Raw genomic sequence first — 25,110 nt, 5'->3', positions numbered from 1 at the left:
ATACAGCCTTACTGGTTGAGCAGATCGGTCATCTCAGCAGCGGCATCCTTCGTCGCCGTGGCGACGTCCTTCTGCCCGCTGAGGATCGCCTGGATCATCGAGTTGGTGGTCTTCTTGGCCTGGACGGCGCCGAAGTTCGGGGTCACCGGCACGGATGCACCACCCTCGACCATCTGCTGCGCGAACGGAGCGACGAGCGGGTCGGTCGAGGCCAGGGCCTCTTCCATCGCCGACTGGACTCCGGGGAAGTATCCGGTCTCGTCGGCCCACTTCTCGGCGAACTCGCCCGTGGTCATGAGCTTGACGAACTGCCATGCGAGGTCGGCGTTCTCGGTCGTGTTGAAGACCGACAGGTGCGAGCCGCCGAGCACGGACGGAGCGATTCCGCCGTCCTCACCGGGGATCACAGCGGCGCCGATCTTGCCATCGAGCTCGGGGTTCGCCTCGATCAGAGCCTTCGGAGTCCACGAGCCCGAGAGCATCATGGCGACGTTGCCCTGCGTGAACGAGTCACGGAGGTCCGTCTCCTTCCACGTGGTGGCGCCGGCCGACGAGAAGCCGTGCTCGGTCGCGAGTCCCGTGTAGAACTCGATGCCGGCCTGCGACTCCTTGCTGTCGAGCTCACTCGTCCAGGTCTTGCCGTCGAGGGTCGCGACCTCGCCGCCCGCGCCCCACACCCAGGGGTAGACCTGGAACTCGGCGTCTCCGGCGACGGGGAAGGGGAGCATGTCGGGCTTGGCGGCCTTGATGGCCTCACCGGCGGTGACGATGTCGTCCCAGGTCTTCGGGGCCTCGAGGCCGAGCTCCTCGAACACGTCGGTGCGGTAGACGATCGAGCGGACACCGGCGTACCACGGCATGCCGTAGAGCTCGTCCTCGTAGGTCCCGGCGACCGCGAGGCCCTCGACGAGGTCGTCGCGCAGGCCCTTCTCGGCGTCGACGTACTCGTCGAGCGGCTCGAGCGCGCCCGCGTCGGCGAACTCGGCGGTCCAGGTCGTGCCGGTCTCGGCGATGTCGGGCGTGGTGCCACCGGCGATCGACGTGACGAAGCGGTCGTGGGCGTCGGCCCACTGGATCTCCTCGATCTTGACCGTGGCTCCGGTCTCGTCTTCGAAGGCGTCCGAGACCTCGTCGTAGAACGCGCTCGCGTCGGGGTTGGTGCCCTTCATGATCCAGACGGTGAGCTCCTGGCCCTCTCCGTCGACGGCTCCACCGTTGTCGGCGCCACCGCCGGCACAGGCCGCCAGGCCCAGGGTGGCCACGGCGCCGAGCGCCACGGCCGGAAGAATGCGCTTGTGCATCAGGGTTCTCCTCTTTGAACGTCCTGGCGGCATCGGGTGCCTACCACGTAGGAAAAAGTATTCATCACTAACTAATTCCCTGCAAGTTATTCTCAGAAACGTCATGCGGCCGTAACATCGTGCTCCGCGGGTAGGCTCTGCGGCATGTCAGGGGCTCTCGACGACGCGAAGCGCACCACGGTCGCGCGCCATGCCGACCTGCCGACACCGAGTGCGCTGTCGACCTTCCTCAAGCTCCTCGGCGTCGCGCTGAGCGTGCTCCTCGTCTCCTCCATCGCCGTGGCCGGCTTCGTCTTCGTCGATGTACTGAACAGGGTCGGCGAGGGCGCGGTCGCACTGGAGGACGACGCGGAGGTGGCCCCTCCCTCACTCGGCGCCTACCCGAGCGACAAGGCCTTCAGCATCCTCATCGTAGGCACGGACGAGTGCGGAGAGGTCTCGACGCAGCTGCTCGGTGAGCGCTGCGAGAAGAGCGACGAGGGGTCACGCAACGATGTGAACCTGCTCGTGCATGTGTCGGCGGCTCCCCGCAACGTCACCGTCGTGTCGTTCCCCCGCGACCTGATGGTCGAGGTTCCCGAGTGCACGCGCGACGACGGCTCGACCGCGTCGTCGATGGCGAAGGCACCGCTCAACTCGCTCTTCGACCACGCCGGCATCTCGTGCATCGCGAAGACGGTCAGCGACCTCAGCGGCATCCCGATCGAGTTCGCGGCCAAGATCAGCTTCGACGGCGTGATCGCGATCACCGACGCGATCGGCGGGGTCGAGGTGTGCGTCGCCGGCGAGGGCATCCACGATTCGCAGGCGGGCATCGATCTGCCCGTGGGGACCCACACCGTCTCGGGCGCGAACGCCCTCGCCTTCATCCGCACCAGACACGGTGTGGGCGACGAGAGCGACCTCGCCCGCATCTCGAACCAGCAGCAGTACATGTCGCGTCTGGCGAAGAAGATCCTGAGCGCGGAGACGCTGACAGATCCGTCGAAGGTGCTGCGCCTGATGAACACGGTCGCCGACAACATCGTGCCCAGCGAATCGCTCAGCAACGCGCTCACCCTCACCCAGCTCGCTCTGGCGTTGAAGGACGTGCGGTTCTCGGACTTCGTCTTCGTGCAGTACCCGAATCTGGACGACCCCGACAACCCGGGGATCAAGGTCGTTCCCGACTATGACGCCGCCGAACCGCTCTGGGCGGCGCTGATCGCCGGCGAGCCGATCACGCTCTCGGGCGACGTCGCGACGAATCGCAGCGTCGAACTCGCGACCCCGCCCGCGACCGGAGAGACTCCCGAGACCGCCGCCCCGTCCGAGGTGCCCGAGACCCGCGCGACGCTGCCTCCGGAGATCTCGGGTCAGAGCGTCGATCAGGACACCTGCTCGGTCGGCAACCAGGCGAAGTGAGCGCGTAGTCTCGGATCATGGGCAGGACGCGAGCACGAGACACCGAGCATCCTCAGGCCCGACTCGACCACGGCGGCATCGCGCGCATCGTGCCGTCGGAGTTCACGAGCGGGTTCGAGCTCATCGTCGACGACACCCCGCAGTCGCACGTCGACCTGGACGACCCCACCCATCTGCACTTCGAGTACATCGTGCGCATGGGTGCGGTGATCGACCAGCTGCCGACCGGTCCCCTCACCGCCGTGCATCTCGGCGCCGGCGCGCTGACCATCCCCCGCTACATCGACGCCACGAGGCCCGGCTCCCGTCAGCAGGTCATCGAACTCGAGGCGCCGCTGGCGACCCTCGTGCGCGAGCACCTTCCGCTGCCCAAGGGCGCCGCGATCCGACTGCGCATCGGTGATGCCCGCGAGGGCGTCAAGCGACTGCCGGCGGCCATCGTCGGCAGCTGCGACCTGGTCGTCTCGGACGTGTACTCGGGTGCGCAGACGCCCGCCCACCTGACCAGCCTGGAGTTCTACCGCGAGCTCGCAGAACTGCTCTCCCCCGGCGGCGTCCTGCTCGTGAACGTCGCAGACGGCCCCGGCCTCGCCTTCGCCCGCCGACAGGTCGCGACGATCGCGGAGGTGCTTCCCGAGATCGGAGTCCTCGCCGACACACAGGTGCTCAAGGGACGCCGCTTCGGCAACCTCGTGATCGCCGCCTCGGCCGCACCGCTGCCCACCGAGTGGCTGCCGCGGATGCTCGCGGCAGGCCCCCATCCGGCCAAGATCGCCCAGGGCGCCGAGGTGACCGCCTTCGTGCAGGGCGCGCGAGTCGTGACAGATGCGGATGCCGTGGCATCCCCCCGCCCGGACGCATCGCTCTTCCTGCGCTGAGCGCATCGATCTCGATCCGGATGCGAGCCCGTGGGGCGTGCCGCCCCGACGAGCGCGCGGTCGCGAGGCACACTTGTCGGGGGACGCTGCGGAAGGAGAGCAATGAGTTTCATCCAGGGTTACGACCAGGAGAGCCTTCGCGAGCTGGTCGACCTCGGTGAATGTGCGGCACGGCTCGAGGAGATCGAGGGCCAGCGCAGTCTTCCCGCACTGCTGGAGCGCGTCTGGCTGCTGAAGGTCCTCGACCGTCTCGACGAAGCCCTTCCGCTCGCCGATGAGGCCGTCCGCCAGTCGCGCATGGCCGGCACCCGCAAGGACGTCCTCCGTGCACGCGTGCTGCACGCCACGATCCTGCAGCACCGCGGAGCCTATGCCGCGGCCGAGCAGGAGCTCGCGACCTGCGCGGCGGAGGCCGAAGGGCAGCGCTGGGTGTCGATCGCCGCTTTCGCGCACCACCATCACGGCAAGAACGCGTACGAGGCAGGCGACTACGAGACGGCCCGCGAGAGCTTCAAGCAGTCCCTGTTCCTCCGGCGTGAAGCAGGCGCAGAGGATCGTGAGCTCGAGACCGTTCTGCTCGCGATCGAGGCCGCCGAACGCCGCCGTACGTCACAGCTCGTCTCGGGCTGACGCGTTCCTGCGTCGCGATGTCGGCGGCATGGCTTAGCCTGATCGCATGGCGGAACTTGACCGGGTGCGCGTCTGGGGCGAGGCACTGATCACGCTGCATCTCGATGACAGCTGGTCGTTCGGCTTCGACAATGCGAAGCGTCGTGCCGGGCAGTGCGATTACACGAAGAAACGCATCACCGTGTCGCGCTATCTGGCGGCGCGTTTCGAGGACGACGAGATCCATCAGGTGCTGCTGCACGAGGTCGCGCACGCGCTGGCCGGGCATGAGGCGGCTCATGGCTCAGCCTGGAAGCGGGTGGCCCGCGACCTCGGCTACGTCGGCGGAACGACGCACCACGGCGAGACAGCGGTCGAGCTCGCACCGTGGGTGGGTGCATGCCCCTCCGGTCACGTCACCTACCGCCACCGGCGTCCCTCGCGGGCGACGTCGTGCGCGCGGTGCTCGCGGTCGTACGACGCTCGTTATCTCTTCGAATGGACGCGCCGCGAGATCACGGCCGACACCCGACTCGCCGCGCAGATATCGCGCTGAGCCGCCGTCGCACCGGCACGGTCACTCGGAACGGGTCAGCGTGAGTGCTGGTCCGAGTCGGGATCATCGTCGCGTGTCTGCGACGGCTCTGCGGCTGCGCTCCCTTCGGCTGCGTCCGCGTCGGCGGGGATCGCGTCATGCGCCCTTTCGTCCGCACTACGGTTGTCGCGAGCACGTGCCGCACGGCGACGGAGCAGTGCTGCGACAGCGCGCCACCCGATCAGGAAGACTCCGAGCACGAGCGTCGCGACGATGATGAAGGCGACCTGAGCGGTGTCGCCCGAGGCGACGCGAAGGAGCAGCCCCCCGACGACCGTGACGGCCCAGACGACCGCGCCCCAGGCGAGCGACCAGGGCCGGCGCGGCCTGCCCGGAAGCAGCGCGGCGACGAAGTGGCCGACGAGGAGCGCGACGATGAAGGGCCAGGCGGTCAGCAGGAATCCGCCGGGATCCTCGTCGTGCGACGCACGACCGATCACGGCGAAGACGAGCACCAGGACGGCGTCGAGGACGAGAGCGGGGACGAACCTCATGCCACGACCCTACGTCGAGGGCGCCGAAACAGGTGCCGAGTGCGCGGCCTGTTGCCCGAGTGGGTCGACGTATCAGTCGAAGGCGACGAACAGCCCGTCGCGGAGCACGGGAACGACATCGTGCGCGTCGAGTTCGGCGGCGGCGACGGTCGACGTGGGGACGAGCCCTGCCGATGTGATCCCCCCTGTCGCGTCCACACCTTCAGCGATCTCGCGCGCGGATCCGCTGGCGCTGATCATGTGCCGCAGAGCCCTCTTGAGAGCCCGGAATCCTTCAGCGGCGACCGCCGCGTCCGGAGCGGTGTGGTCGATGCCGAGGTCCGTCAAAGCGGCGATGACCGCGCCTGAGCCGAGGTGGTCCTCCACCGCGAAGCGCACGACTCCTGCAGCATCCGCCTCTCCTGCGGCGATCACGGCGACCGAGGTGCGGGCCTGCCTGCGCTCCTGCACCGTCGCCACGGCGCGCGCCACGGCCGAGGCGTTGCGAAGGCTGCCGACGAGCACCACGGATTCCGCCGCACGCGCGGCGACCGCGGCACCGTTGCGGGACCAGCCGACGGCATCCTCGAGAGAGACCGACGATCCGGATGCGACCGCATCCGCCACCGTCGACGAGAAGCGCAGGACGTCGACGACCACGACGACGTCGGCGGACGCGAGACGGTCGAGCCCGTCGACGCCCCAGTCGAGGCGCACCTGATACGTGGACTGATCGAACGGAGACGGCATCCGTCCAGCCTAGAACGACGCCGCACGAGCCCAGGCCCCGATGACGAACCGAGTCATCGGGGCCCGGGCGGCTGCAGCTCCCCCGGCCGGCTCGAGTCAGTCGGCGGCGAGCGCCTCGACAGGAGCCACCCGGGTGGCGAGCCTGGTCGGTGCGGCGGCGGCGACCAGGGTGAGCACGGCGGTCGCCGCGACGATGATGACGATCGGCAGCCAGGGCACGTGCGGTGCGACGAGCCCCGCCGGTTCGAAGTCCGGAAGCGTGGGCGTCGAGCCGAGCAGCGACTGCGCCGCGATCCATCCGTAGACGATGCCGAGGACGAGACCGGTCAGAGTGGCTGCGACCGTGATGTGTGTGGCCTCGAGCAGCACCATGCGGCGCACCTGACCGTTGGACAGGCCGATCGATCGCAGCAGCCCGAGTTCACGGCGGCGCTGCACGACCCCGATCGTGAGCAGGTTGACGAGTCCGACGGCGGCGATGACCGCCGACACGGCCACGAGGACCATCATCACGGCGGCGAACGCGTCGAACGGCGTGAAGAACTCGGCGGGGATGTCGCCCTCGACCTGACCGACCAGCATCTGCTTGACCGACTCGAGCGCGACGGCGAACATCGTGACGAGCGTGACCCCCATGACCACGCCGATCGCCATGCGCGACGACCGCTCGGGGTAGCGCAGCGCGTTCTCGGCGGCGAGCCGCGCGGTGGCGCTCGATCCGAACATCCGCCCCACCAGACGCAACACGGGGGGCATGAACAGCACCGAGCCGAGCGCGAGCCCCGTGAAGGACAGAAGTCCTCCGAAGAACGCGACGACGACACCGAGCGGATGCACCAGCCCCACCACCACGCCCGCAGCGAGGAGGAGCGCGCCCGACACCAGCAGCACCCAGGCACCGATGTGGCGACCGGCCCGCGAGACCTCCTCGTGGGTGCGCTCGACCGAGCCGCCGATCGCCTGCAGCGGCGTGACCGCGAGGACCCTGCGGGATCCGACCCAGGCGGCAGCCCACGTGGTCAGGGCGACGCCCACGGCAGGCAGCGCGATGAACGGCTGTGCGAGCGAGAAGCCCTCCGGCACGTTCGCGATGAGGCCGCTGCCGATCTGGACGCCGATCGCGGCGATGCCCAGCCCCGCGAGCAGGCCGAGGGCTGCGCCGATGACGCCGACGACGAATCCCTGCTTCCCCACCTCGGCGCGCTGCGACCGAGCGGTCGCACCGATCAGGCGCATGAGTGCGATCTGACGCGTGCGGCCCGCGATGATCGTCGAGAACGTGTTGGCGGTGACGATCGCCGCGACGTACATCGCGACGCCCGTGAGCAGGATCGAGAGCAGGCCGACGATGAAGGCGAGGGTCTCGCTGTCACCGATGAACGGGTCGGCCTGCAGCACTGCGCCCAAATAGGCGGTGGTCTCGACCAGCACCACTCCGAACGCAGCAGAAAGAGCGGCGACGAGGATGCTGGCACCCATGCCGCGGTCGCACAGCCAACCAAGGCGCGGACCGGTCGCCGTGGTCTGCGGCACGACCGTGCGGGCCGGGGAGTCGATGACGGCGCTCATGCCGCCACCTCGGCGGCGAGCATGTACGCCGAGATCTCCTCGGCGCTCTGGCGGGGGTGGTCGGCGACGATGCGTCCATCACCGAGGAAGAGCACGCGGTCCGCGTGGCTGGCCGCGATCGCGTCGTGGGTCACCATCGCGATCGACTGCCCGTGCTCGCGGCTCGCCGTGGCCAGCAGCTGCAGCACCTCGCGCCCGGTCTTGGAGTCGAGGTTCCCGGTCGGCTCGTCCGCGAAGACGAGATCGGGCGCCGTGGCCAACGCCCGGGCGATCGCCACCCGCTGCTGCTGCCCTCCCGAGAGTTGATGCGGACGGTGCTGCAGCCGGGAGCCGAGCCCGAGCGTCTCGATCAGTCCGTCGATGCGGGCCCTCTCGATCGCGCTGGGGCGCCGGCCGTCGAGTTCGAACGGCAGCATGATGTTTCCGAGCGCCGTGAGGGTCGGCACCAGGTTGAAGGCCTGGAAGATGAAGCCGACGCGGCGGCGGCGCAGGATCGTCAGATCGAGGTCGCCGAGGCCGGTGATCTCGGTGTCCCCGATCCAGGCGCGTCCCTGCGTGGGGGTGTCGAGGCCCGCCATGATGTGCATGAGCGTGGACTTGCCCGAGCCGGAAGGGCCCATGATCGCGGTGAACTGACCGCGGCGGATGCCGACGCTGACGTCGTCGAGCGCGCGGACGGTTCCCTCGCCGGCGCCGTAGGTCTTGTCGAGGTGCTGGACGCGGGCCGCGAGCCCGAGGTCGGTGGTCGTGATCTCCATGCTTCGACGCTACGGAGCGCTCCCCCGCCGCCGCGTCGCCCTGGCGACGCATCCGCGTACATCGCAAGGATGATCATGCGACCGGCGGCAGGTCAGGCGAGTCCGTGCTCGAACGCGAAAACGACGAGCTGCACGCGGTCGCGCAGGGTCAGCTTCGTCAGGATGCGGCTGATGTGCGTCTTCACGGTGGCCTCGCTGAGGTACTCGCGCGCGGCGATCTCGGAGTTCGACAGCCCCCTCGCGGCGAGCGCGAAGATCTCGCGCTCGCGATCGGTCAGCGACGCGAACTGCGCGGGAACAGGCTTCGGAGCCTCGGCGAAGTGCTCGAACAGCTCGCGCGTGGCGGATGCCGCGATCACGCTCGAACCGGAGTGGACCGTTCTGATCGCCGCGAGCAGGAACTCGGGGTCCGCGTCCTTCAGCAGGAAGCCGCTGGCTCCCTGCCGGATCGCGCGGGCCGCCGCCTCATCGAGGTCGAACGTGGTCAGCATCACGATCTTCGGCGGGTCGGGTTGCCCGAGGATCTCGGCGGTCGCTGTGAGACCGTCCATCACCGGCATCCTGATGTCCATCAGCACGACGTCCGGTCGGGTAACTCGGACCAGCTCGATCGCCTCCCGCCCGTCTCCGGCTTCACCGACCACGTCGATGTCCGGCTGTGAGGCGAGCAGCATGCGGATGCCGGCGCGGAAGAGCGACTGATCGTCGACGAGGACGACTCTGATCATGCGGCTTCTCCGATCGGGAGCGAGGCGTGGACGACGAACTGCACGCCCTGACGCTCCGCCTGAAGGCTACCGCCGACGAGCTGGGCGCGTTCGCGCATGCCGATCACGCCGTGCCCGCCGCTCCCCTGCGTCTGCTCGCGGCCGATGGTGTTGCGCACCTGGATGTCGACCCGGTCGGGAAGCCAGGCGAGGTGCACGTCGACCGCGCCGTCGCCGTGCCGGATGGCGTTGGTGAGCGCCTCCTGCAGGATCCGGTACACCGCGAGCTGGATCGCTCCGGGCGGTTCGCCGGGAGGCGTGGGATCGACCGTGATGCGCGGTTCGATTCCGGCCTGGCGCACCTGCGCGAACAGCGCTTCGAGGTCGGCGAGGGTCGGTTGCGGGCCGTCTCCCTGACGGTGGCGCAGCTGCGTGAGCAGCAGCCGCACGTCGCTCAGCGCCCCGCGCGCGGTCTGGGCGATGGTGCCCAGCGCCTCCGTCGCCATCTCGGGCTTCGCTGCGGCGGCGTAGCGAGCGCCGTCGGCCTGCGCGATCACGACGGCGAGGGAATGCGCCACGATGTCGTGCATGTCGCGGGCGATGCGCACGCGTTCCTGCTCCTCTGCTGCGAGGGACTCGGCCTGCAGCTGCGCCGACCTGGTGCTCCGTGCACGCAGGACCACGCGCCAGAGCAGGCCGCACACCCACGCGAACCCGAGCGCGAGCACCGAGACCACGAGAAGCAGCGTGCCGGTGGTCAGCTGATCCCAGCCGCTGGCTCCGGATGTGACACCGGTGACGACCACCAGGTAGACCGCCGACACGAGAGCGCCGAGCAGCGCCGACCCGAATCCCCACCACAACACGACCCGTGATCCCCAGGCGGCGGTCGCGTAGAGCACGAGGAGGATCGCGACGTCGATCGGCAGCGGCCCGAATCCCGAGAGCATCTGCACGATCGCTCCGGCCCAGGCGGCCACGAGTGCGAGCCCCGGGGCGAGCCTGCCGATCGCGACGCCGCCGCACATCAGCAGTCCCGCCACGACGACCGCAGCGACGGCTGCACCGTCGACTCCCACCCCACTCGACCCCGGCCCGTAGAAGGCGACGGAGAACGGGGTGAGGATGACGAAGAGCAGCGCCGCCCCGACGATGTCGAGGACCAGCGCCGTGCGGGAGAGCGGGCGGATCACTCCCCCACGCTACGCGGCACGGCATCCGCCCCGCATCCGCCTGCAGATGTATCCGCCGCGTGGATCAGGCGCGCGCGATGATCTCTCCGTGGGGCACGAGGTACCAGCCGTCGCCGTCGTCGGCCCAGCGCTTCCAGGCGTCACTGATCGCCTGCAGGTCTGCGGAGGTCGCCATGTCGCTGTCGACCAGCTGCCGGGCGAGCGCGGACTCGAGGATGCGGTCGGCCCACATGCCGCCCCACCAGGCGCGGTCCTCCGGCGTCGCGTACGTCCAGTTGGAGGTGGTCGCAGTCACGTCGTCGAACCCGGCTGCCCGCGCCCAGGCGAGCAGGCGGCGGCCCGCGTCAGGTTCGCCGCCGTTCGCCCGTGCGGCTCGTCTGTACAGGTCGAGCCAGCGGTCGAGCTCCGGGAGCATCGGGAACCAGATGAACCCCGCGTAGTCGGCGTCGCGCACGCCGACCACTCCGCCCGGCGCCGTGACCCGACGCATCTCGCGGAGCGCCTGCACGGGATCGCCGACGTGCTGCAGCACCTGGTGCGCGTGGACGACGTCGAAGCTGTCGTCGGCGAAGCTCAGGGAGTGCACGTCCTCGACGGAGAAGTCGAGGTTCGTGAGCCCTCTGCTCGCGGCGAGATCACGCGACAGCGACAGTGCGTTCTCATCGATCTCGGTGGCCGTGACGTGGCTGACCACGCCGGCGAAGTCGACCGTGATGCTGCCGGGCCCCGCTCCGACGTCGAGAAGCCTGGTGCCGGCACTGAGGTGCGGGCGCAGGTACTTCGCCGAGTTCGCGATGGTGCGACTGCTATGCGAGCGGAGGACGGTCTCGTGATGTCCGTGCGTGTAGGTGGCCATGCCTCAGTCTGGCAGGCCCGACATCCGCCGCACGACCGCGGCCAGCTCTGCCACTTCGCGGCCGGTCGTGTCGAGGAGATGCTCGTCGAGCCGAAGAGGAGTGCGACGTTGTCGTGCGCCGTCCCGGACAACCTCATCGATCGTCGCCGGGCCCGCTCCGTTCAAGTCGTCACCCGCCAACACTGGCCCTCCATCGCCTGCAGCGCGTCGGTTCGCCCGCGCCCGGAGCGTGGCGTCATCGGCGTCGAGCCTGAAGAACGACAGGTCCGCCCCGGGGAAGGCATCGCGCACTGCGCCCGGAGAAACCTCGAAAGGGGAGACCGCGATCAGTGTCTGCGCGCCCGCACTGGCGAACGCACGGTGCGTCGCCGATGCGTTCCGCAGCGCAGTCGCCTCGTCTCGCTGTGCGGATTCGCCGGCGCGCCAGACGAATCCCAGCTGGGCGATGTCGAGGAAGCCCGCGCGGTGTCCCTCGCGCCAGAGACCGTCTACGACCTCCCAGCCGATTCGAGAGGCTCCGACGCAGCGCGGACCGGTGATCCAGATCACGCGCGGGGAACCGACGTCAGCACGGACCGATTCCTCGGCTTCGCGCGCAGTCGAGCAGGCGCCCTGCTCGACTGCGAGCATCGACTCCCAAGTCTTGCGCACGGTCCGCACCGTCTCGCGCAGTGCATCATCTGAGGTGTCGAGCCGAAGCCAGTCAGGATGCGCTGCGGAAGCGTCCCTCGTTCCCGCGGCGACCACGGCCTCCACCTGCTCGTCTGCCCAGCCGCGCGGTTCGAGTCGCTCCCGTCGCGTCGCTTCATCAGCATCGAGCCAGACGGAGGACGTGGACGTCATGCCAGCCGGGGGCGGAGCATCGGCGGCTGCGACACCTGAGACGACCAGCCGCTCGACACCTTCCCGACGGAACTGAGCTGCGACGCGAGCGAGCGCATCCTCCTTCAGCGTCCAACGGTCCGCATCGCCGAGCGGCGCCGGATAGCACATGCCGAGCTGATCGATGTCGACATAGCCGACGGGGGCACCCTCGCCCGAGAGCTCGCGCGCCACTGCCCACGCGACGGCGCTCTTCCCCACCCCGGGAGCACCGGCCAACCGCAGCATGTACATCTGCGTCAGTCTGCCAGCTTCCACCCACGCCGCGCGGGTGCGGCACAGTGAAGGTCAGTGCAGCTCGGCGACGGCTCGCCTGATGGCCTCGCGATCGGGCTTGCCCGAGGAGAGCACGTCGAGCTCGTCGACGAGGATCAGCCGCGCGGGCCTGGCGTGCTTGCCGAGCTCCTCCGCGACCACGTCCCGAGCATGCGCGAGCTGCTCGGACTCGCTGCGCCGCAGCGCCTCTCCACGAGGGGCCACGATCACCGAGGCCTCACCCCAGCGCTCATCCTCGACGCCCACCACGACCGCTCCGGTGAGCCCGGGAACGCGACGCACCAGCCTCTCGACGCGGTCGAGGGAGATGTTGAGACCCCCGGAGACGATCACGTTGTCGGCTCGGCCGTGCACTCGCACCACGCCGTCGTCCAGGAGTCCGAGATCGCCCGTGTGGTACCAGCGGATGCCGTGCTCGTCGCGCGAGAAGTTCTTCGCCGTCAGCTCGCCGTCCCCGAGATACCCGTCGGCGAGCATCGGACCGGCGATGCGCAGTTCGCCGTCGACCGTCCGCACGCCGACGGTGTCGAGCGGGACGCCGTCGTACACGCATCCTCCACTCGTCTCCGTGGAGCCGTAGGTGCGCACCAGCCGGACTCCGAGATCGGCCGCGCGGTCGCGCAGCGGCTCGGGCAGCGCCTGGCCGCCGACGAGGATCGCGCGGTACGCCTGCAGCGCCGCCCGGACGGGCGCATCGTCCGCCGCGTCGAGCAGCGTCGAGAGCTGTGCGGGAACGAGCGACGTGTAGAGGTCCGGGAGGGAGCCGGATGCTCCCGACGACGGTCGGAGCATCGACAGCGTCGACTCGGCGAAGGATGCCGGCGAGAAGCGTCCGCTCAGAGCGACCGGATGCGTGCCGGCGACGAGCGACCGCACGACGACCTGGAGCCCCGCGACGTAGCCCGCGGGGAGCGCGAGCAGCCAGCGGCCCGCACCGATCCGCGCCGCCGTGGCATCCGCACTCGCGCGCAGCGCCTCACCGCTCAGGGCGACCCGCTTGGGGATGCCACTCGACCCCGATGTCGCGATCACGACCGCGGTGCCCTCGGACACCCAACTCGGTGCGTCTCCGAGCATGCCGAATCCGAGCGCCGGACCTCCGTCGAGAGCACGGGCGAGAGCATCACGGAGCTCGGCCGGATCCTCGGCATCCGTCGATCTCAACGCGACCATGTGATCCTCGCTCCGCTCCGTCGATCCAGGATCAGTAGTGCCAGGGGAACGAGGTCCAGTCCGGATCCCGCTTCTCGAGGAACGAGTCCCGGCCCTCGACGGCCTCGTCGGTGCCGTAGGCGAGGCGCGTGGCCTCCCCCGCGAACACCTGCTGGCCCATGAGCCCGTCATCGACGGCGTTGAACGCGAACTTCAGCATCCGGATCGCGGTCGGAGACTTGGTGAGCACGGTGCGCGCCATCTTCAGCGCTTCGCGCTCGAGTTCCGCATGCGGCACGACACGGTTCACGGCACCGGCCTCGTAGGCGCGCTGCGCCGAGTACTCCTCGGCGAGGAAGAACACCTCTCGAGCGAACTTCTGTCCCGTCTGCCTGGCCATGTACGCCGAGCCGTAGCCTGCATCGAAGCTCCCGACGTCGGCGTCGGTCTGCTTGAACCGCGCTTCTTCGGCAGACGCGATCGTGAGGTCGCACACGACGTGCAGCGAATGCCCTCCACCGGCAGCCCAGCCGGGGACGACCGCGATGACGACCTTGGGCATGAACCGGATGAGCCGCTGCACCTCGAGGATGTGCAGGCGGCCGGCGCGGGCCGGATCGTGCACGGTCGTCTCGTCGTCGGAGTACTTGTAGCCGTCGCGTCCGCGGATGCGCTGATCGCCGCCGGAGCAGAACGCCCAGCCGCCGTCCTTGGGACTCGGGCCGTTACCGGTGAGCAGCACGGCGCCGATGCGCGGATTCTGCCGTGCATCGTCGAGTGCGCGGTACAGCTCGTCGACGGTGTGCGGGCGGAAGGCGTTGCGCACCTCCGGGCGGTTGAACGCGATGCGCGCGACGCCGCCATCGGTGCTCACATGCGCCGTGATGTCGGTGTAGTCCTCGGCACCGGGCGCGAGCACCCATTCGTCCGGGTCGAACAGGTCTGAGACGAATGCGCTGGTCACGGCATCCAGCCTATTCCTGTGGAGGTTGCAGACGCAGACGGCGCCGCCTGCGAGCAGGCGACGCCGTCTGTGCTCCGTATTCAGATGCGGCGAGCGCGAGCGGTCTTGATCCAGCCGTCGACGATGTCCCAGATCGGGAAGGCGACGAGACAGAAGCCTGTGATGACCGTGAGGATGCGCATCGTCTCGTCGGTCACGCCGTTGTCGGTGAAGACGAAGGCCAGGAACTCGGGGTTGATCAGTGATCCCTGCAGCAGCAGCGTGAGCGACCAGGCGGCGAAGATCACGGCGAGCAGTGTGTTGACCACCGCGGTGACGACGGTCCACCGCCGCTGGGCGTAGACCACGACCGCCAGCAGCGCCTCTGCGGCGAACAGCGCGAAGAAGAATGTGATGCCCCACGGCCAGAGCCCCGGGTCGAGGATCGCGATCGGCTCGCCGCCGGTCGGGAAGAAGCCTATGAACGCGTCCCAGAACACCGCACCGACGCCGAGCAGCAGGAAGATGATCGAGGCGATCGCATCCGCTCGCCCCGCGCCGTTCTGCGTCGGCTCCGGCAGCTGGTCGACGCTCCACCGGACCCCGGTGTCCGCTCCGGTCCGCTCGAGGATGAAGAACACGAGCGTCACCCAGAATCCGACATGCACGATGGAGCCGAGTGCTGCCACCACCGCTGTGCCGATGATCTCGCCCGTCGGCGCACCGTCGATGAGCTGTCCGAGCATCACACCGCCGAACGCGCAGATCGGAACGATGACGAGCAGCAGCTTCAGCAGCCGCCACCACACGAGGTAGTACTTCGGGCCGATCAGATGCAGCGGGCGATCGGCATACCCTGCGGCGAGGATGCCGGGGTCGCCGAGTTCCGTGAGGACAGCACGCTCGGCGTCCTCGGGAGCCTCCCCCTGCTCGAGCCTCGCGTCGATCGCGTCGGCGATGGAGCCTTCGAGTTCGGCGCGCACGTCATCCTGGACCTCGGGGGTGAGGCTCCGGATGGTGGCGCTGATGTAGCGCTCGGTGAGCGTTGTCGTCGTGTGCATGTCAGTTCTCCTCAGCTGTGAGGGTCGCGATCGCCGTCGTGAGCGATCGCCATTCTTCGGTCAGGGTGTCGGCGAGCCGGATGCCGGCCTCCGATGTGCGGTAGAACTTGCGGGGCCGTGCCTCGTCGGTGTTCCACTCGCTCGTGAGGTACTCCTGCTTCTCGAGCCTGCGAAGCAGGGGGTACAGCGTGTTCGCATCAGTGGCGAAGCCACGGCGCTCGAGGTCTTCGAGCAGCGCGTAGCCATACCCCGCGGTGCGCAGCAGCTGCAGGCAGGCCAGCACCACAGTGCCGCGGCGCAGTTCCTGGAGGTGCGTGTCGAGGGTCTCGTTCATGTCTGTCACAGTAGTGTGCGTCACACACCATTGTCAATCACACATTTATGTAGCGCGCGTCAGCCTGGCCTACGAAGTACCGTGGGCGCATGACCATCGAGATCTCGCGCGTCGATCCGTTCGATCCCGTCGACATCGACGCGTGGTGGGATGCGTACGCGGCCGCCGAGCGTGCCGACCGCGGCGCGGACGCCGTCGTGTGGTCGCTCGACGAGAGCCGCAGCGAGCTGCAACAGGAATCCGCAGTCGTCGATCGACGGGCGTACCTGCTGCGCGACGGCGACGAGGTGGTCGGCTCTGCGAGTCTGGCTCTGCCCCTCAAGGACAACACGCACATCGCGCACCTGGCGATCAGTGTGCCTCCGCGCCACCGACGGCGCGGCGTCGGATCGGCGACGTTGGCGTTCCTCGAGAGCGAAGCCGTGGCATCCGGCCGGACCACAGCGCACGGCTCGGCGTCCTGGCCCTATGAACGCGGATCGGACGGAGCCGGTTCCCCCGGGCGCGAGTTCGCCCGCTCGCACGGATACGCGCTCGCCCTCGGCGACGTGCAGAGCAGACTCGACCTGCCCGTCGACCCCGCGCTGCTCGATCGGGTCGAGACCGACATCGCCGGCTCGACCGACGGCTACGAGCTGCGCAGCTGGGTCGGCCGCATTCCCGACGACGTCGTGGAACGCTGGACGATCCTCGACGCCACGCTCGAGACCGAGGCGCCGACCGGTGAACTCGACATCGAGCCGCAGAAGCCCGACGTCGACAGCATCCGCGAGAGCGAGGAGCTGATCGAGCGACAGCGGCGCCGCTCGTTCGGAACCATCGCCCTCGCTCCGGGCGGCGATGCGGCCGCATACTCCCAGCTGCTCGTCTCCACCGACGACGGAAACGCGTACCAGTGGGGAACCCTCGTGCGCACAGCCGACCGCGGGCATCGTCTCGGCATCGCCGTGAAGGTCGCCAATCTGCGGATGCTGCACCGCGAGGCGCCTCAGGCGAAAGCGATCTACACCTACAACGCCGAGTCGAACGCGCACATGCTCGCCGTCAACACGCTCCTCGGCTTCCGGCCCAGCGAGCGACTCGGCGAGCTGCAGAAGCGTCTGAGCTGACTCACCGACTTCGGCACGGCGGATGCCGTCGGCGTGCGGGCACAGAGCAGAATGAGCACATGCTCCCACCGCTCGCAGACCTGCTCAGCTCGGCCCGGATCGTCGCACTGCCGATGCACACCCGATTCCGCGGTGTCGACACCAGGGAGGCGCTGCTCTTCGAGGGACCGCAGGGGTGGGCGGAGTTCTCCCCGTTCCTCGAGTACGAGGATGCTGAGGCGGCGACCTGGCTCGCGGCCGCGATCGACTTCGCGTGGAAGCCGCAGCCCGAGCCGCTGCGTGACCGGATCGGAGTCAACGCCACGATCCCGGCGATCGAGGCATCACAGGTGGCGGAGGTGCTGGCGCGATTCGCCGGCTGCCGCACCGCCAAGGTCAAGGTGGCTGAGCCCGGCCAGACGCTCGCCGACGACATCGCACGCGTGCGAGCCGTGCGCGAGGCGATGGGGCCCGAGGGACGCATCCGCGTCGACGCCAACGGTCTGTGGAACGTCGACGAGGCCGAGCACGCGGTGCACGCCCTCAACGAGTTCGACCTGGAGTACGTCGAGCAGCCGTGCGCCACGGTGCCCGAGCTCGCCGAGCTGCGCACCCGTGTGAAGTACATGGGCATTCCGGTCGCCGCCGACGAGAGCATCCGCAAGTCGTCCGACCCGCTCGCCGTCGCTCGCGAAAAGGCCGCCGACCTGCTCGTGATCAAGGCCCAGCCGCTCGGCGGCATCACCCATGCGCTGCAGATCATCACCGCTGCAGGCCTGCCGGTCGTCGTCTCCAGCGCGCTCGACACCGCGGTCGGTCTCTCTCAGGGCGCGGCTCTCGCTGCAGCTCTGCCGGCCCTCGACTACGACTGCGGACTCGGCACCGCTTCGCTCTTCCTCGACGACGTCGCGGACCTCCGTCCGGTCGACGGCTCGATCCCCGCAGCACGGGTCACCCCGGATGCGGCGGCGCTCACGCGCCTCGCAGCCTCCGACGACCGTCGTGACTGGTGGCTCGACCGCCTCGCGCGGTGCTACGCGGTGCTCGACGCGCGCTGACCGGCACTCACTCGGCGAGCAGCAGCTGCACGAGCCTTCCGAGTTCCTCGCTGCCCGAGTGGCGCAGCTGGTCGGAGTCCTGACCGGCCATCGCGCCGCGAACGGTCATGCCCTCCCAGATGATCATGAGCATGCGCGCAGCTTCGTCTGCCGGGATCTTCAGCTCGAGTGAGCTCACCGAGACGATGTCGGTGATGATGACGGCGATGCTCGAGACCATCTCGCGCTCCTGCACGAGGTAGGCGGCACCGAACTGCGCGTCCCGGAGTGCACGGATGCGGATCTCGCTCATGAGCATCACGCCGAGGCGATCATCGCCGCCCGCGTCCATGATGCGCTGGACGAGCTCGACCGGATCGCACCCTTCGGAGAGGCCACCCTCTGCGGCGATCTCCTCGACCCGCGCGCGGACGGCGTTGACGCGCTGCTCGCCGACGCTGCCGGCGAGCATCAGGAACAGCTCGTCCTTCGACTCGAAGTTCGAGTAGAACGCGCCTCGCGTGAACCCGGCGCGGTCACAGACCGCCTCGACAGATGCTCCGTCGAGGCCGACCTCGGCAAAGACCTGCGCTGCAGCATCCAGAAGCCTGGCTCGCGTGTTCTCGCGACTACGGGTGGCGGGTGTCGTCATCGAATCCTCCTGCCTCTCATTCTCACACCCCGTACACAGACTCCGGGGCTCGGATCACCTTACGATACATCTATGTATCGGATACACCTGTGTATCCAACCCGGATCCCCTGAGGTGCTTCGTGTCCACACTCCTGTCCTCGCTCGGCCGCTGGTCCTACCGGCACCCGTGGCGTGTTCTCGTCTCCTGGCTCCTCGCGCTCGGCATCGCCGGTGCGGGGGCACTCGTTCTCGGAGCGGGCACCGACAACTCCTTCTCGATCCCCGGAACCGAGTCGCAGGCGGGTCTCGAGCAGCTCAACCGCTCGTTCCCGGCAGTCAGCGGAACCAGCGCGCAGATCATCGTGGTCGCGGCCGACGGCGACTCGATCACCGACGACACGTATCGGGATGACATCGAGGATGCGGTCGCCGAACTCGCCGATCTCGACGACTCCGTGCTCTCGGCCACCTCGCCGTTCGACGAGATGGTCAGCGGCATGATCAACGACGACGAGACCGCCGGGATCATCCGCCTGCAGTTCGACGGCCAGGCGAGCGACGTCTCGGACGCGACGCAGGACGACCTCCGAGCCGTCGTCGCCGACCTCGCAGGCGAGCTCCCGGCCGGCTCCCAGACCGCGCTCGGCGGCGACCTCTTCGCGACGTCCATCCCCGGCGTGACCCTCACCGAGGCGGTCGGGCTGCTGATCGCTCTGCTGGTGCTGATCGTCACGTTCCGCTCGTTCGTCGTCGCGGGGCTGCCGCTCCTCACGGCCATCCTCGGCGTGGGCATCTCGATGGCGGGCATCTTCGCCGCCACCGCCTTCGCCACGGTCTCATCGACCACTCCCCTGCTCGCCCTCATGCTCGGACTCGCGGTCGGCATCGACTATGCGCTGTTCATCATGGCAAGGCACCAGGACCAGGTCCGCGAGGGCGTCGACCCCGAGGAGTCGACGGCCCGCGCGGTGGGCACCGCCGGCTCCGCCGTGGTGTTCGCCGGCGTCACGGTGCTGATCGCACTGATCGGACTCGGCTTCGCCGGCATCCCGTTCCTGACGACGATGGGCATCGCCGCATCCGCCGCGGTCGCCGTCGCCGTGGCGATCGCCGTGACCCTCACCCCCGCACTGCTCGGCTTCATGAAGGGCCGCGTAGCCGGACGCCCGCGCAAGGCGCCGAAGGCGAAGGAGGGCAAGCCCGCTCCTGCCCCGCGTCGACGGTTCAGCGAGCGCTGGGTGACCGGTGTGACCAAGCGTCCGATCCTCGTCTCTCTCGCCGTCGTGATCGGACTCGGCATCGTCGCGGTGCCGGCACTGAGCCTGAACCTCGCCCTGCCCAACGCCGGTGTGCTCCCGAAGGACTCCGAGGCCCGACAGAGCTACGACCTCGTCGGCGAGGAGTTCGGCCCCGGCTTCAACGGCCCCCTGATCCTCACCGGCACCATCGTCACCTCCACCGACCCACTGACCCTGATGGATGACCTCGGTGATGCGGTCGCGAAGATCGACGGGGTCAAAGAGGTCGCCCTCTCGACCCCGAACGAGACCGCTGACACCGGCATCGTGCAGATCATCCCCGAGACAGCCGCCGACGACCCTGCGACCGCGGATCTTGTGCGCGAACTCCGATCCCACCACGACGAGTGGCTCGACGAGTTCGGCATCGATCTGAAGGTCACCGGGTTCACGGCCGTGGGCATCGACATCTCCGACCAGCTCGGCAATGCCCTGCTGCCGTTCGGCATCTTCGTGATCGGTCTCTCGCTGATCCTGCTGACGATCGTGTTCCGCTCGCTCTGGGTGCCGATCACGGCTGCAGCCGGCTACCTGCTCTCGATCGTCGCCGGATTCGGCATCGTGGGAGCGGTGTTCGAATGGGGCTGGTTCGCCGACGCGCTGCACGTCGCGAAGGTCGGGCCCATCATCAGCTTCATGCCGATCATCCTGATGGGCGTGCTGTTCGGACTCGCGATGGACTACCAGGTCTTCCTCGTCTCGCGGATGCGCGAAGACTTCGTGCACGACCCCGAGGGCAGGAGCCCCGATCGAGCGACCCGCCGCGCCGCTGCGCTGCGTGCTGTGCGCACCGGCTTCACGGGCTCGGCCAAGGTCGTCACCGCGGCGGGGCTGATCATGTTCGCCGTGTTCGTGGCCTTCGTCCCCGAGGGCGACTCGTCGCTCAAGCCGATCGCGCTGGGTCTCGCGGCGGGCATCGCGATCGATGCGTTCCTCGTGCGTATGACGCTGATCCCCGCGCTCATGGCGATCCTCGGCGAGCGCGCCTGGGAGATCCCTGCCTGGCTGGAGAAGATCCTGCCCAGCGTCGACATCGAGGGCGAAGCGGTCGAGCGCGAACGGCACCTGGCCGCGTGGCCGGGAGATGATTCGGTCGTGGCCGCCGATGACCTCGTGCTCGCGGATGCCGGCATCGACCGGCTCCACATCCGACTCGCTCCGGGCGCTGCCGCCGTGCTGACCGGTTCCTCGGCCGGCGCGCTCCGCGCCCTTTCGCTGGCGATCGCCGGGCGCGTGACGCCCGACGACGGCCGCCTCAGAGTGGCCGGGCATCTGCTCCCCGGGCGGGCCGCCTGGGTGCGCTCGCACGTCGGCGCGGTGGTGGCCGCGGACAGCGGAAGCCTGTCCGCCGACCTGTCTGAGGCGCTGCGCGGACGTCCTGCTCTCGTGGTGATCGACGGCGTCGACCGTCTCTCCCGCCCCGAGCGCGACCAGCTCGCCGCCCGTCTGCGCGACGCCCGCAGCTCGACAGCGGTGCTGCTCACCGCACTCTCTCCCGAGATCGCCTTCGATGTGCTCGCGGATGCCGGGCGCAGCCCCGCCGACGTGATCGACATCGATGCACCCGCCGCACTCGCTTCCGCGCCTCACGGCGCGGACGAATCCTCCGAATCGACCGAGGTGAACGCATGACCCTCCCCATCGAGCGCGCCCGTTCGCGCAAGCCCATCACCTGGCTGACCATCCTCGGCATCCTGCTGCTGCCGGCTGCGGTCGGCGGCATCCTCGTCGCCGCGCTGCAGAACCCGACCGAGCGCCTGGACTCGATGACCGCCGCAATCGTCAACCTCGACGAACCGGTCGAGATCGACGGCCAGCTCACCCCGCTCGGTCGCCAGCTCGCGTCGGGGCTCGTCGAGGGCTCCGACGAGCTCGACTCGAACCTCACCTGGGTCATCTCGAACGAGGACGACGCGGCCGAGGGGCTCGCGGACGGCTCGTACCAGGCGGTCATCACGATCCCCGAGGAGTTCTCGGCGACAGCGACCTCTGCAGGTCAGGCGATCTCTGACGGCGGAGGCGAGGCCGAGCAGGCGACGATCCAGGTCACGACACCCGACGACGGCCTGGTCGCCGACGACCTGATCACCAGCCAGATCGCGAACGTCGCGGCCTCGAGCATGGGCACGCTGCTGTCGGAGGCGACGACCGAGAACATCCTCGTCGGCTTCACCACCATCGGCGACCAGATCGGCGACGCCGCAGACGGTGCCGTGCAGCTCGCCACGGGAGCACGGGATGCCGCGACCGGAGCCGCGGCGATCCCGGACGGCGCCACCCAGTTGGCATCCGGGGCTGCCGAGTTGGGCACGGGTGCCTCGTCGCTCGCATCCGGTCTCGACACGCTCGCCTCGAAGACCCGGGAGGCCGCCGGCGGAGCCACGACACTCGGTCAGGGCCTCACCGCAGGCGCGGCGGAGTTGCAGAGCCGCGCGGCCGGCACGCAACAGGTCGCAACCGGTTCCGCGGGCGTCGCCGCGGGCCTGAACAAGCTCTCGAGCGAGTGCGTGGCGAGTGGGGCGGCTCAGGCCTACTGCGACCAGATCGCCGCGCTGTCGGCCGGCGCGACGCAGACGGATGCCGGAGTACAGCAGCTCGCCGCTCTGCCGTCCACCATCGCCACCCAGATGGGCCAGGCCGGCGCCGGCGCGACCACCCTCGCCGACGGCCTCAACCAGCTCGCGTCGCAAGGTCTCGACGAATCGGCCGCCGGTGCACGTGCGCTGTCGAGCGGAGCGGGTCAGCTCTCCAGCGGAGCGACCGAGCTCGCGACCGGCGCCACTGAGCTCTCGACCGGACTCGACACTCTCGCAACCGGCACCGGCGACCTCGCCGGCGGTCTGCGCACGGCAGCCGACTCGCTCCCCTCGTTCAGCGATTCGGAGTCGACCTCGCTCGCCTCCGTGATCGCCGACCCTGTCGCATCGAAGGGTGCCGACGGAGCAACGATCTTCGGCCCCACCGCCATCCCGCTGCTTGCCGCGGTCGTGCTGTGGTTCGGCGGTCTCGCCTCGTTCCTCGTCATGCGCGCCCACACCGCCCGCACCCTGACGTCGCGTCGATCGTCCGCCGGACTCGCTCTGCGCGCCTTCGCACCCGCCGCCGCCATCGGTGCAGCCCAGGGTCTGCTGGTGTCGCTGATCGTGCAGATCGTGGCGAGCTACGACGCCGGCACCTGGTGGGCGTTCGCCGGCATCGCCGTGCTCGCGGGCATCGTGTTCGCGGCCGTCAACCAGGCTTTGGTGGCGGTGTTCGGCGGCATCGGTCGCTGGATCAGCGCGCTCGTCGGCGTCCTCGCCATCGCGACGGGTCTGATCTCGACGGTGCCGGGATGGCTCGCCGACCTCGGAGCTGCCCTCCCGACCGCACCCGCCTTCACCGGCCTCATCGCCGCGACCGGAGGCGCCGCCGCAGGACTCGTCGTCTGGGGTGTGCTGTCGCTCGTCGCCACCACAGTGGCGGTGGCGCTGCGTCGCACCACCTCGGCCAAGGCGGCACTCGCGACCGCCTGAGCATCCGATCCGATCGTCACTCGGGCACAGGTTCAGACCTCGCCCGAGCACGGTTTCGGACGCCACCCGCTGACTCGCCGCGCATCGTCCTCGATGCGCGGCGAGTCGCGTGTCCGCTCCGAATCCGTGCCCGCCAGGCAGGAGACGGTATTCAGTCATCCCCTGACGCACGTACGATCAGGAGATGCGCCCCTTCATGTCCTCGCCCACCCAGCTGGCTTCGCTGGAAGGGCAGCAGTACCTCGTGCTGCGCCCGACGAGGGCCGTCTCCGATGTCTACCGCGCCGAGCAGAGGTCTGCACTCGGCCGGATGGATGCACCGCATCCGCACACCGAGCACGTCACGCTCCGCGCCTTCCACGAGCCCGAACGGCGCGACGAGGTGCTCTCACTCATCCGCGAATGGGCAGTGGCGCAGCGCCCGATCGAGGTCGTCGCCGAGGCCGTCGACGTGTTCCCGACGCCGTGGCAGATCGTGATCCTGCGGCTGACGCGCACGCCCTCCCTCGTCTCCGCCTACGCGAACCTCAGCGCCGCGCTCGAGTCCACCGACTTCCGTCGCCTCGACGAGCGCAGCACGGAGGAGTGGACGTTCCACCTCTCGGTGATCTATGCGAAGACCCTGTCGGTCGCGGCCTGGACCGAGCTGTCGCACAAGTCACGCCGCTCGCTCAGCAAGCGCCCCGCAGAGACCATCTCCGAAGCGGAGTTCGTCTGGTACGAGAACGGCGTCGAGCACTCCGAGGTGATCCCGTTCGGACTGCGTTCGTTCCGCTGACGCGGGATCAGCCGGTGCCCGGTCAGGCGACCTAGCTGAGGCCCGAGTAGGCGTGCAGCCCCTTGAAGAACACGTTGACGATCGTGAAGTTGAAGAGCACGGCCGAGAAGCCGACGATCGCCAGCCAGGCCGAGGGGTTGCCGCGCCAGCCGCGCGTCGCACGGGCGTGGATGTATCCGGCGTAGAGCACCCAGATGACGAACGTCCAGGTCTCTTTGACGTCGAAGCCCCAGAAGCGGCTCCAGGCGTAGTAGGCCCAGATGGATCCGGCGATGAGCGTGAACGTCCAGAGGATGAACCCGATGATCGTGAACCGGTATGCCATGCTCTCGAGGCGGTCCGCTCCGGGGAACGTGCGCAGGAAACCGGGGCCGGTCTTCTCGGCGCCCTCGGAGATCAGGCGCTCACGGCGGGACTGCATCAGCTGGATCACCGAGAGTGAGAACGCGAGAGCGAAGAACGCGGTGCCCAGCGACGCGACGAAGACGTGGATCACGAGCCACACGCTCTTGAGCGGGTCCATCAGCGGTGACACGTCGACGTAGAAGTTCGTGGCGGCGAGACCGAGGAGGATCACGACGAGGCCTGTGATGAACGTGCCGAGGAAGCGCAGGTCGATGCGCGTCAGCACCACGAGGAACACCGCGACGATCAGGAGCGTGCCCATCATCGCGAACTCGTACAGGTTCGCCCACGGCACGCGGCCGGCGGCGAAGCCCCGGGTGAGCGTCGCCGCGAGGTGGAAGACGAATGCCAGGACGGTCAGCGAGGTGCCGATCCGGGCCATCACGAATCGCTGCGGAGCGGCGTCGGAGTCGGATGCCGCAGAGCCGCCCTTCGCGGCCTTGCCCCCGTGCGCTGCAGCGCCGGCGCCGACGAGTTCGAACTCGCGAACGCTCGCAGAGTCGGCCGACAGCTGCGACCGGCGGGCGAGGTCGAAGGCGAAGGCCACGAAGGCCGCCGCATAGATCGCGATCGCCGTCCAGAGCAGGATCGGCGAGATCACTTCGAGATCGAACATGG

24 protein-coding genes are annotated in these 25,110 nt (G+C 69.1%); 9 read left to right on the top strand and 15 right to left on the bottom strand.

The window, feature by feature from the left end; genetic code table 11:
• Positions 1–8 precede the first annotated feature (8 nt).
• Positions 9–1,301 carry a sugar ABC transporter substrate-binding protein gene (locus RQG77_RS12165; RefSeq protein WP_311244949.1) on the bottom strand — a complete coding sequence of 431 codons (1,293 nt, stop codon included), beginning with the start codon at positions 1,299–1,301 and terminating at the stop codon, positions 9–11.
• 144 nt (positions 1,302–1,445) lie between these two features.
• On the opposite strand from RQG77_RS12165, the gene RQG77_RS12160 reads away from it, so the two are divergent.
• The 4 genes from RQG77_RS12160 (at position 1,446) to RQG77_RS12145 (ending at position 4,748) form a co-directional block, all read left to right on the top strand.
• Positions 1,446–2,705 carry an LCP family protein gene (locus RQG77_RS12160; RefSeq protein WP_056309370.1) on the top strand — a complete coding sequence of 420 codons (1,260 nt, stop codon included), beginning with the start codon at positions 1,446–1,448 and terminating at the stop codon, positions 2,703–2,705.
• 17 nt (positions 2,706–2,722) lie between these two features.
• The gene (locus RQG77_RS12155; protein WP_311244948.1) at positions 2,723–3,583 is read left to right on the top strand and encodes a fused MFS/spermidine synthase; all 861 of its coding nucleotides are present in this window, start codon (positions 2,723–2,725) and stop codon (positions 3,581–3,583) included.
• 102 nt (positions 3,584–3,685) lie between these two features.
• The gene (locus RQG77_RS12150) at positions 3,686–4,213 is read left to right on the top strand and encodes a hypothetical protein (RefSeq protein ID WP_056309374.1); all 528 of its coding nucleotides are present in this window, start codon (positions 3,686–3,688) and stop codon (positions 4,211–4,213) included.
• Positions 4,214–4,259: 46 nt separating this feature from the next.
• Positions 4,260–4,748, top strand: a complete 489-nt coding sequence (locus tag RQG77_RS12145; RefSeq protein WP_056309376.1) for a SprT-like domain-containing protein — start codon at positions 4,260–4,262, stop codon at positions 4,746–4,748.
• A 35-nt stretch (positions 4,749–4,783) separates the two neighbouring features.
• Here the strand turns inward: RQG77_RS12145 and RQG77_RS12140 are convergent, their stop codons facing one another.
• From RQG77_RS12140 to RQG77_RS12085, 12 genes are all read right to left on the bottom strand, one after another.
• On the bottom strand, positions 4,784–5,281 hold the full coding sequence (locus RQG77_RS12140; protein WP_311244947.1) for a DUF3054 domain-containing protein: 498 nt from the start codon (positions 5,279–5,281) through the stop codon (positions 4,784–4,786).
• Between the two features lie 72 nt (positions 5,282–5,353).
• Positions 5,354–6,010: a 2-phosphosulfolactate phosphatase gene (locus RQG77_RS12135; protein ID WP_311244946.1), complete on the bottom strand. Its 657-nt coding sequence runs from the start codon at positions 6,008–6,010 to the stop codon at positions 5,354–5,356.
• A 96-nt stretch (positions 6,011–6,106) separates the two neighbouring features.
• Complete coding sequence (locus tag RQG77_RS12130; protein ID WP_311244945.1) at positions 6,107–7,579, bottom strand: ABC transporter permease; 1,473 nt, start codon at positions 7,577–7,579, stop codon at positions 6,107–6,109.
• Positions 7,576–8,337: an ABC transporter ATP-binding protein gene (locus RQG77_RS12125; protein ID WP_311244944.1), complete on the bottom strand. Its 762-nt coding sequence runs from the start codon at positions 8,335–8,337 to the stop codon at positions 7,576–7,578. Before RQG77_RS12125 ends, RQG77_RS12130 begins: the two co-directional genes overlap by 4 nt.
• Before the next feature lie 92 nt (positions 8,338–8,429).
• Positions 8,430–9,065: a response regulator transcription factor gene (locus RQG77_RS12120; RefSeq protein ID WP_311244943.1), complete on the bottom strand. Its 636-nt coding sequence runs from the start codon at positions 9,063–9,065 to the stop codon at positions 8,430–8,432.
• Entirely contained in the window at positions 9,062–10,237 is a 1,176-nt protein-coding gene (locus tag RQG77_RS12115; protein WP_311244942.1) for a histidine kinase, read from the bottom strand. Before RQG77_RS12115 ends, RQG77_RS12120 begins: the two co-directional genes overlap by 4 nt.
• Before the next feature lie 64 nt (positions 10,238–10,301).
• The gene (locus RQG77_RS12110) at positions 10,302–11,093 is read right to left on the bottom strand and encodes a class I SAM-dependent methyltransferase (RefSeq protein WP_311244941.1); all 792 of its coding nucleotides are present in this window, start codon (positions 11,091–11,093) and stop codon (positions 10,302–10,304) included.
• 3 nt (positions 11,094–11,096) lie between these two features.
• Positions 11,097–12,209 carry an AAA family ATPase gene (locus RQG77_RS12105; protein ID WP_311244940.1) on the bottom strand — a complete coding sequence of 371 codons (1,113 nt, stop codon included), beginning with the start codon at positions 12,207–12,209 and terminating at the stop codon, positions 11,097–11,099.
• Between the two features lie 54 nt (positions 12,210–12,263).
• On the bottom strand, positions 12,264–13,424 hold the full coding sequence (locus tag RQG77_RS12100) for an AMP-binding protein (RefSeq protein WP_311244939.1): 1,161 nt from the start codon (positions 13,422–13,424) through the stop codon (positions 12,264–12,266).
• Between the two features lie 31 nt (positions 13,425–13,455).
• Positions 13,456–14,367, bottom strand: a complete 912-nt coding sequence (locus tag RQG77_RS12095) for a 1,4-dihydroxy-2-naphthoyl-CoA synthase (protein ID WP_311244938.1) — start codon at positions 14,365–14,367, stop codon at positions 13,456–13,458.
• Positions 14,368–14,447: 80 nt separating this feature from the next.
• Positions 14,448–15,407 carry a permease prefix domain 1-containing protein gene (locus RQG77_RS12090; protein WP_311244937.1) on the bottom strand — a complete coding sequence of 320 codons (960 nt, stop codon included), beginning with the start codon at positions 15,405–15,407 and terminating at the stop codon, positions 14,448–14,450.
• A 1-nt stretch (position 15,408) separates the two neighbouring features.
• Complete coding sequence (locus tag RQG77_RS12085; RefSeq protein WP_056515870.1) at positions 15,409–15,741, bottom strand: PadR family transcriptional regulator; 333 nt, start codon at positions 15,739–15,741, stop codon at positions 15,409–15,411.
• 89 nt (positions 15,742–15,830) lie between these two features.
• Here RQG77_RS12085 and RQG77_RS12080 point away from each other — a divergent pair, with 89 nt between their 5' ends.
• On the top strand, positions 15,831–16,850 hold the full coding sequence (locus RQG77_RS12080) for a GNAT family N-acetyltransferase (protein WP_311244936.1): 1,020 nt from the start codon (positions 15,831–15,833) through the stop codon (positions 16,848–16,850).
• 59 nt (positions 16,851–16,909) lie between these two features.
• Complete coding sequence (locus RQG77_RS12075) at positions 16,910–17,887, top strand: o-succinylbenzoate synthase (RefSeq protein ID WP_311244935.1); 978 nt, start codon at positions 16,910–16,912, stop codon at positions 17,885–17,887.
• Positions 17,888–17,894: 7 nt separating this feature from the next.
• Here RQG77_RS12075 and RQG77_RS12070 read toward each other — a convergent pair whose 3' ends face one another.
• The gene (locus RQG77_RS12070) at positions 17,895–18,518 is read right to left on the bottom strand and encodes a helix-turn-helix domain-containing protein (protein ID WP_311244934.1); all 624 of its coding nucleotides are present in this window, start codon (positions 18,516–18,518) and stop codon (positions 17,895–17,897) included.
• 121 nt (positions 18,519–18,639) lie between these two features.
• Between RQG77_RS12070 and RQG77_RS12065 the strand changes: the two genes are divergently transcribed.
• The 3 genes from RQG77_RS12065 to RQG77_RS12055 all read left to right on the top strand — a co-directional run bounded on the left by RQG77_RS12065 (position 18,640) and on the right by RQG77_RS12055 (position 24,087).
• Positions 18,640–21,429 (top strand): MMPL family transporter, encoded by a 2,790-nt coding sequence (locus RQG77_RS12065; protein WP_311244933.1) that lies wholly within the window; start codon positions 18,640–18,642, stop codon positions 21,427–21,429.
• Entirely contained in the window at positions 21,426–23,309 is a 1,884-nt protein-coding gene (locus RQG77_RS12060) for a YhgE/Pip family protein (protein WP_311244932.1), read from the top strand. Before RQG77_RS12065 ends, RQG77_RS12060 begins: the two co-directional genes overlap by 4 nt.
• Positions 23,310–23,505: 196 nt before the next feature.
• Entirely contained in the window at positions 23,506–24,087 is a 582-nt protein-coding gene (locus RQG77_RS12055) for a 2'-5' RNA ligase family protein (protein WP_311244931.1), read from the top strand.
• 31 nt (positions 24,088–24,118) lie between these two features.
• Here the strand turns inward: RQG77_RS12055 and ccsB are convergent, their stop codons facing one another.
• On the bottom strand, positions 24,119–25,108 hold the full coding sequence (ccsB, locus tag RQG77_RS12050) for a c-type cytochrome biogenesis protein CcsB (protein ID WP_311244930.1): 990 nt from the start codon (positions 25,106–25,108) through the stop codon (positions 24,119–24,121).
• Positions 25,109–25,110: the final 2 nt, after the last annotated feature.

Source organism: Microbacterium sp. WCS2018Hpa-23 (assembly GCF_031843845.1).
Taxonomy (GTDB): domain Bacteria; phylum Actinomycetota; class Actinomycetes; order Actinomycetales; family Microbacteriaceae; genus Microbacterium.
The sequence above is the reverse complement of the archived record's forward strand: the minus strand, read 5'-3'. Positions and strand labels throughout refer to the sequence as shown.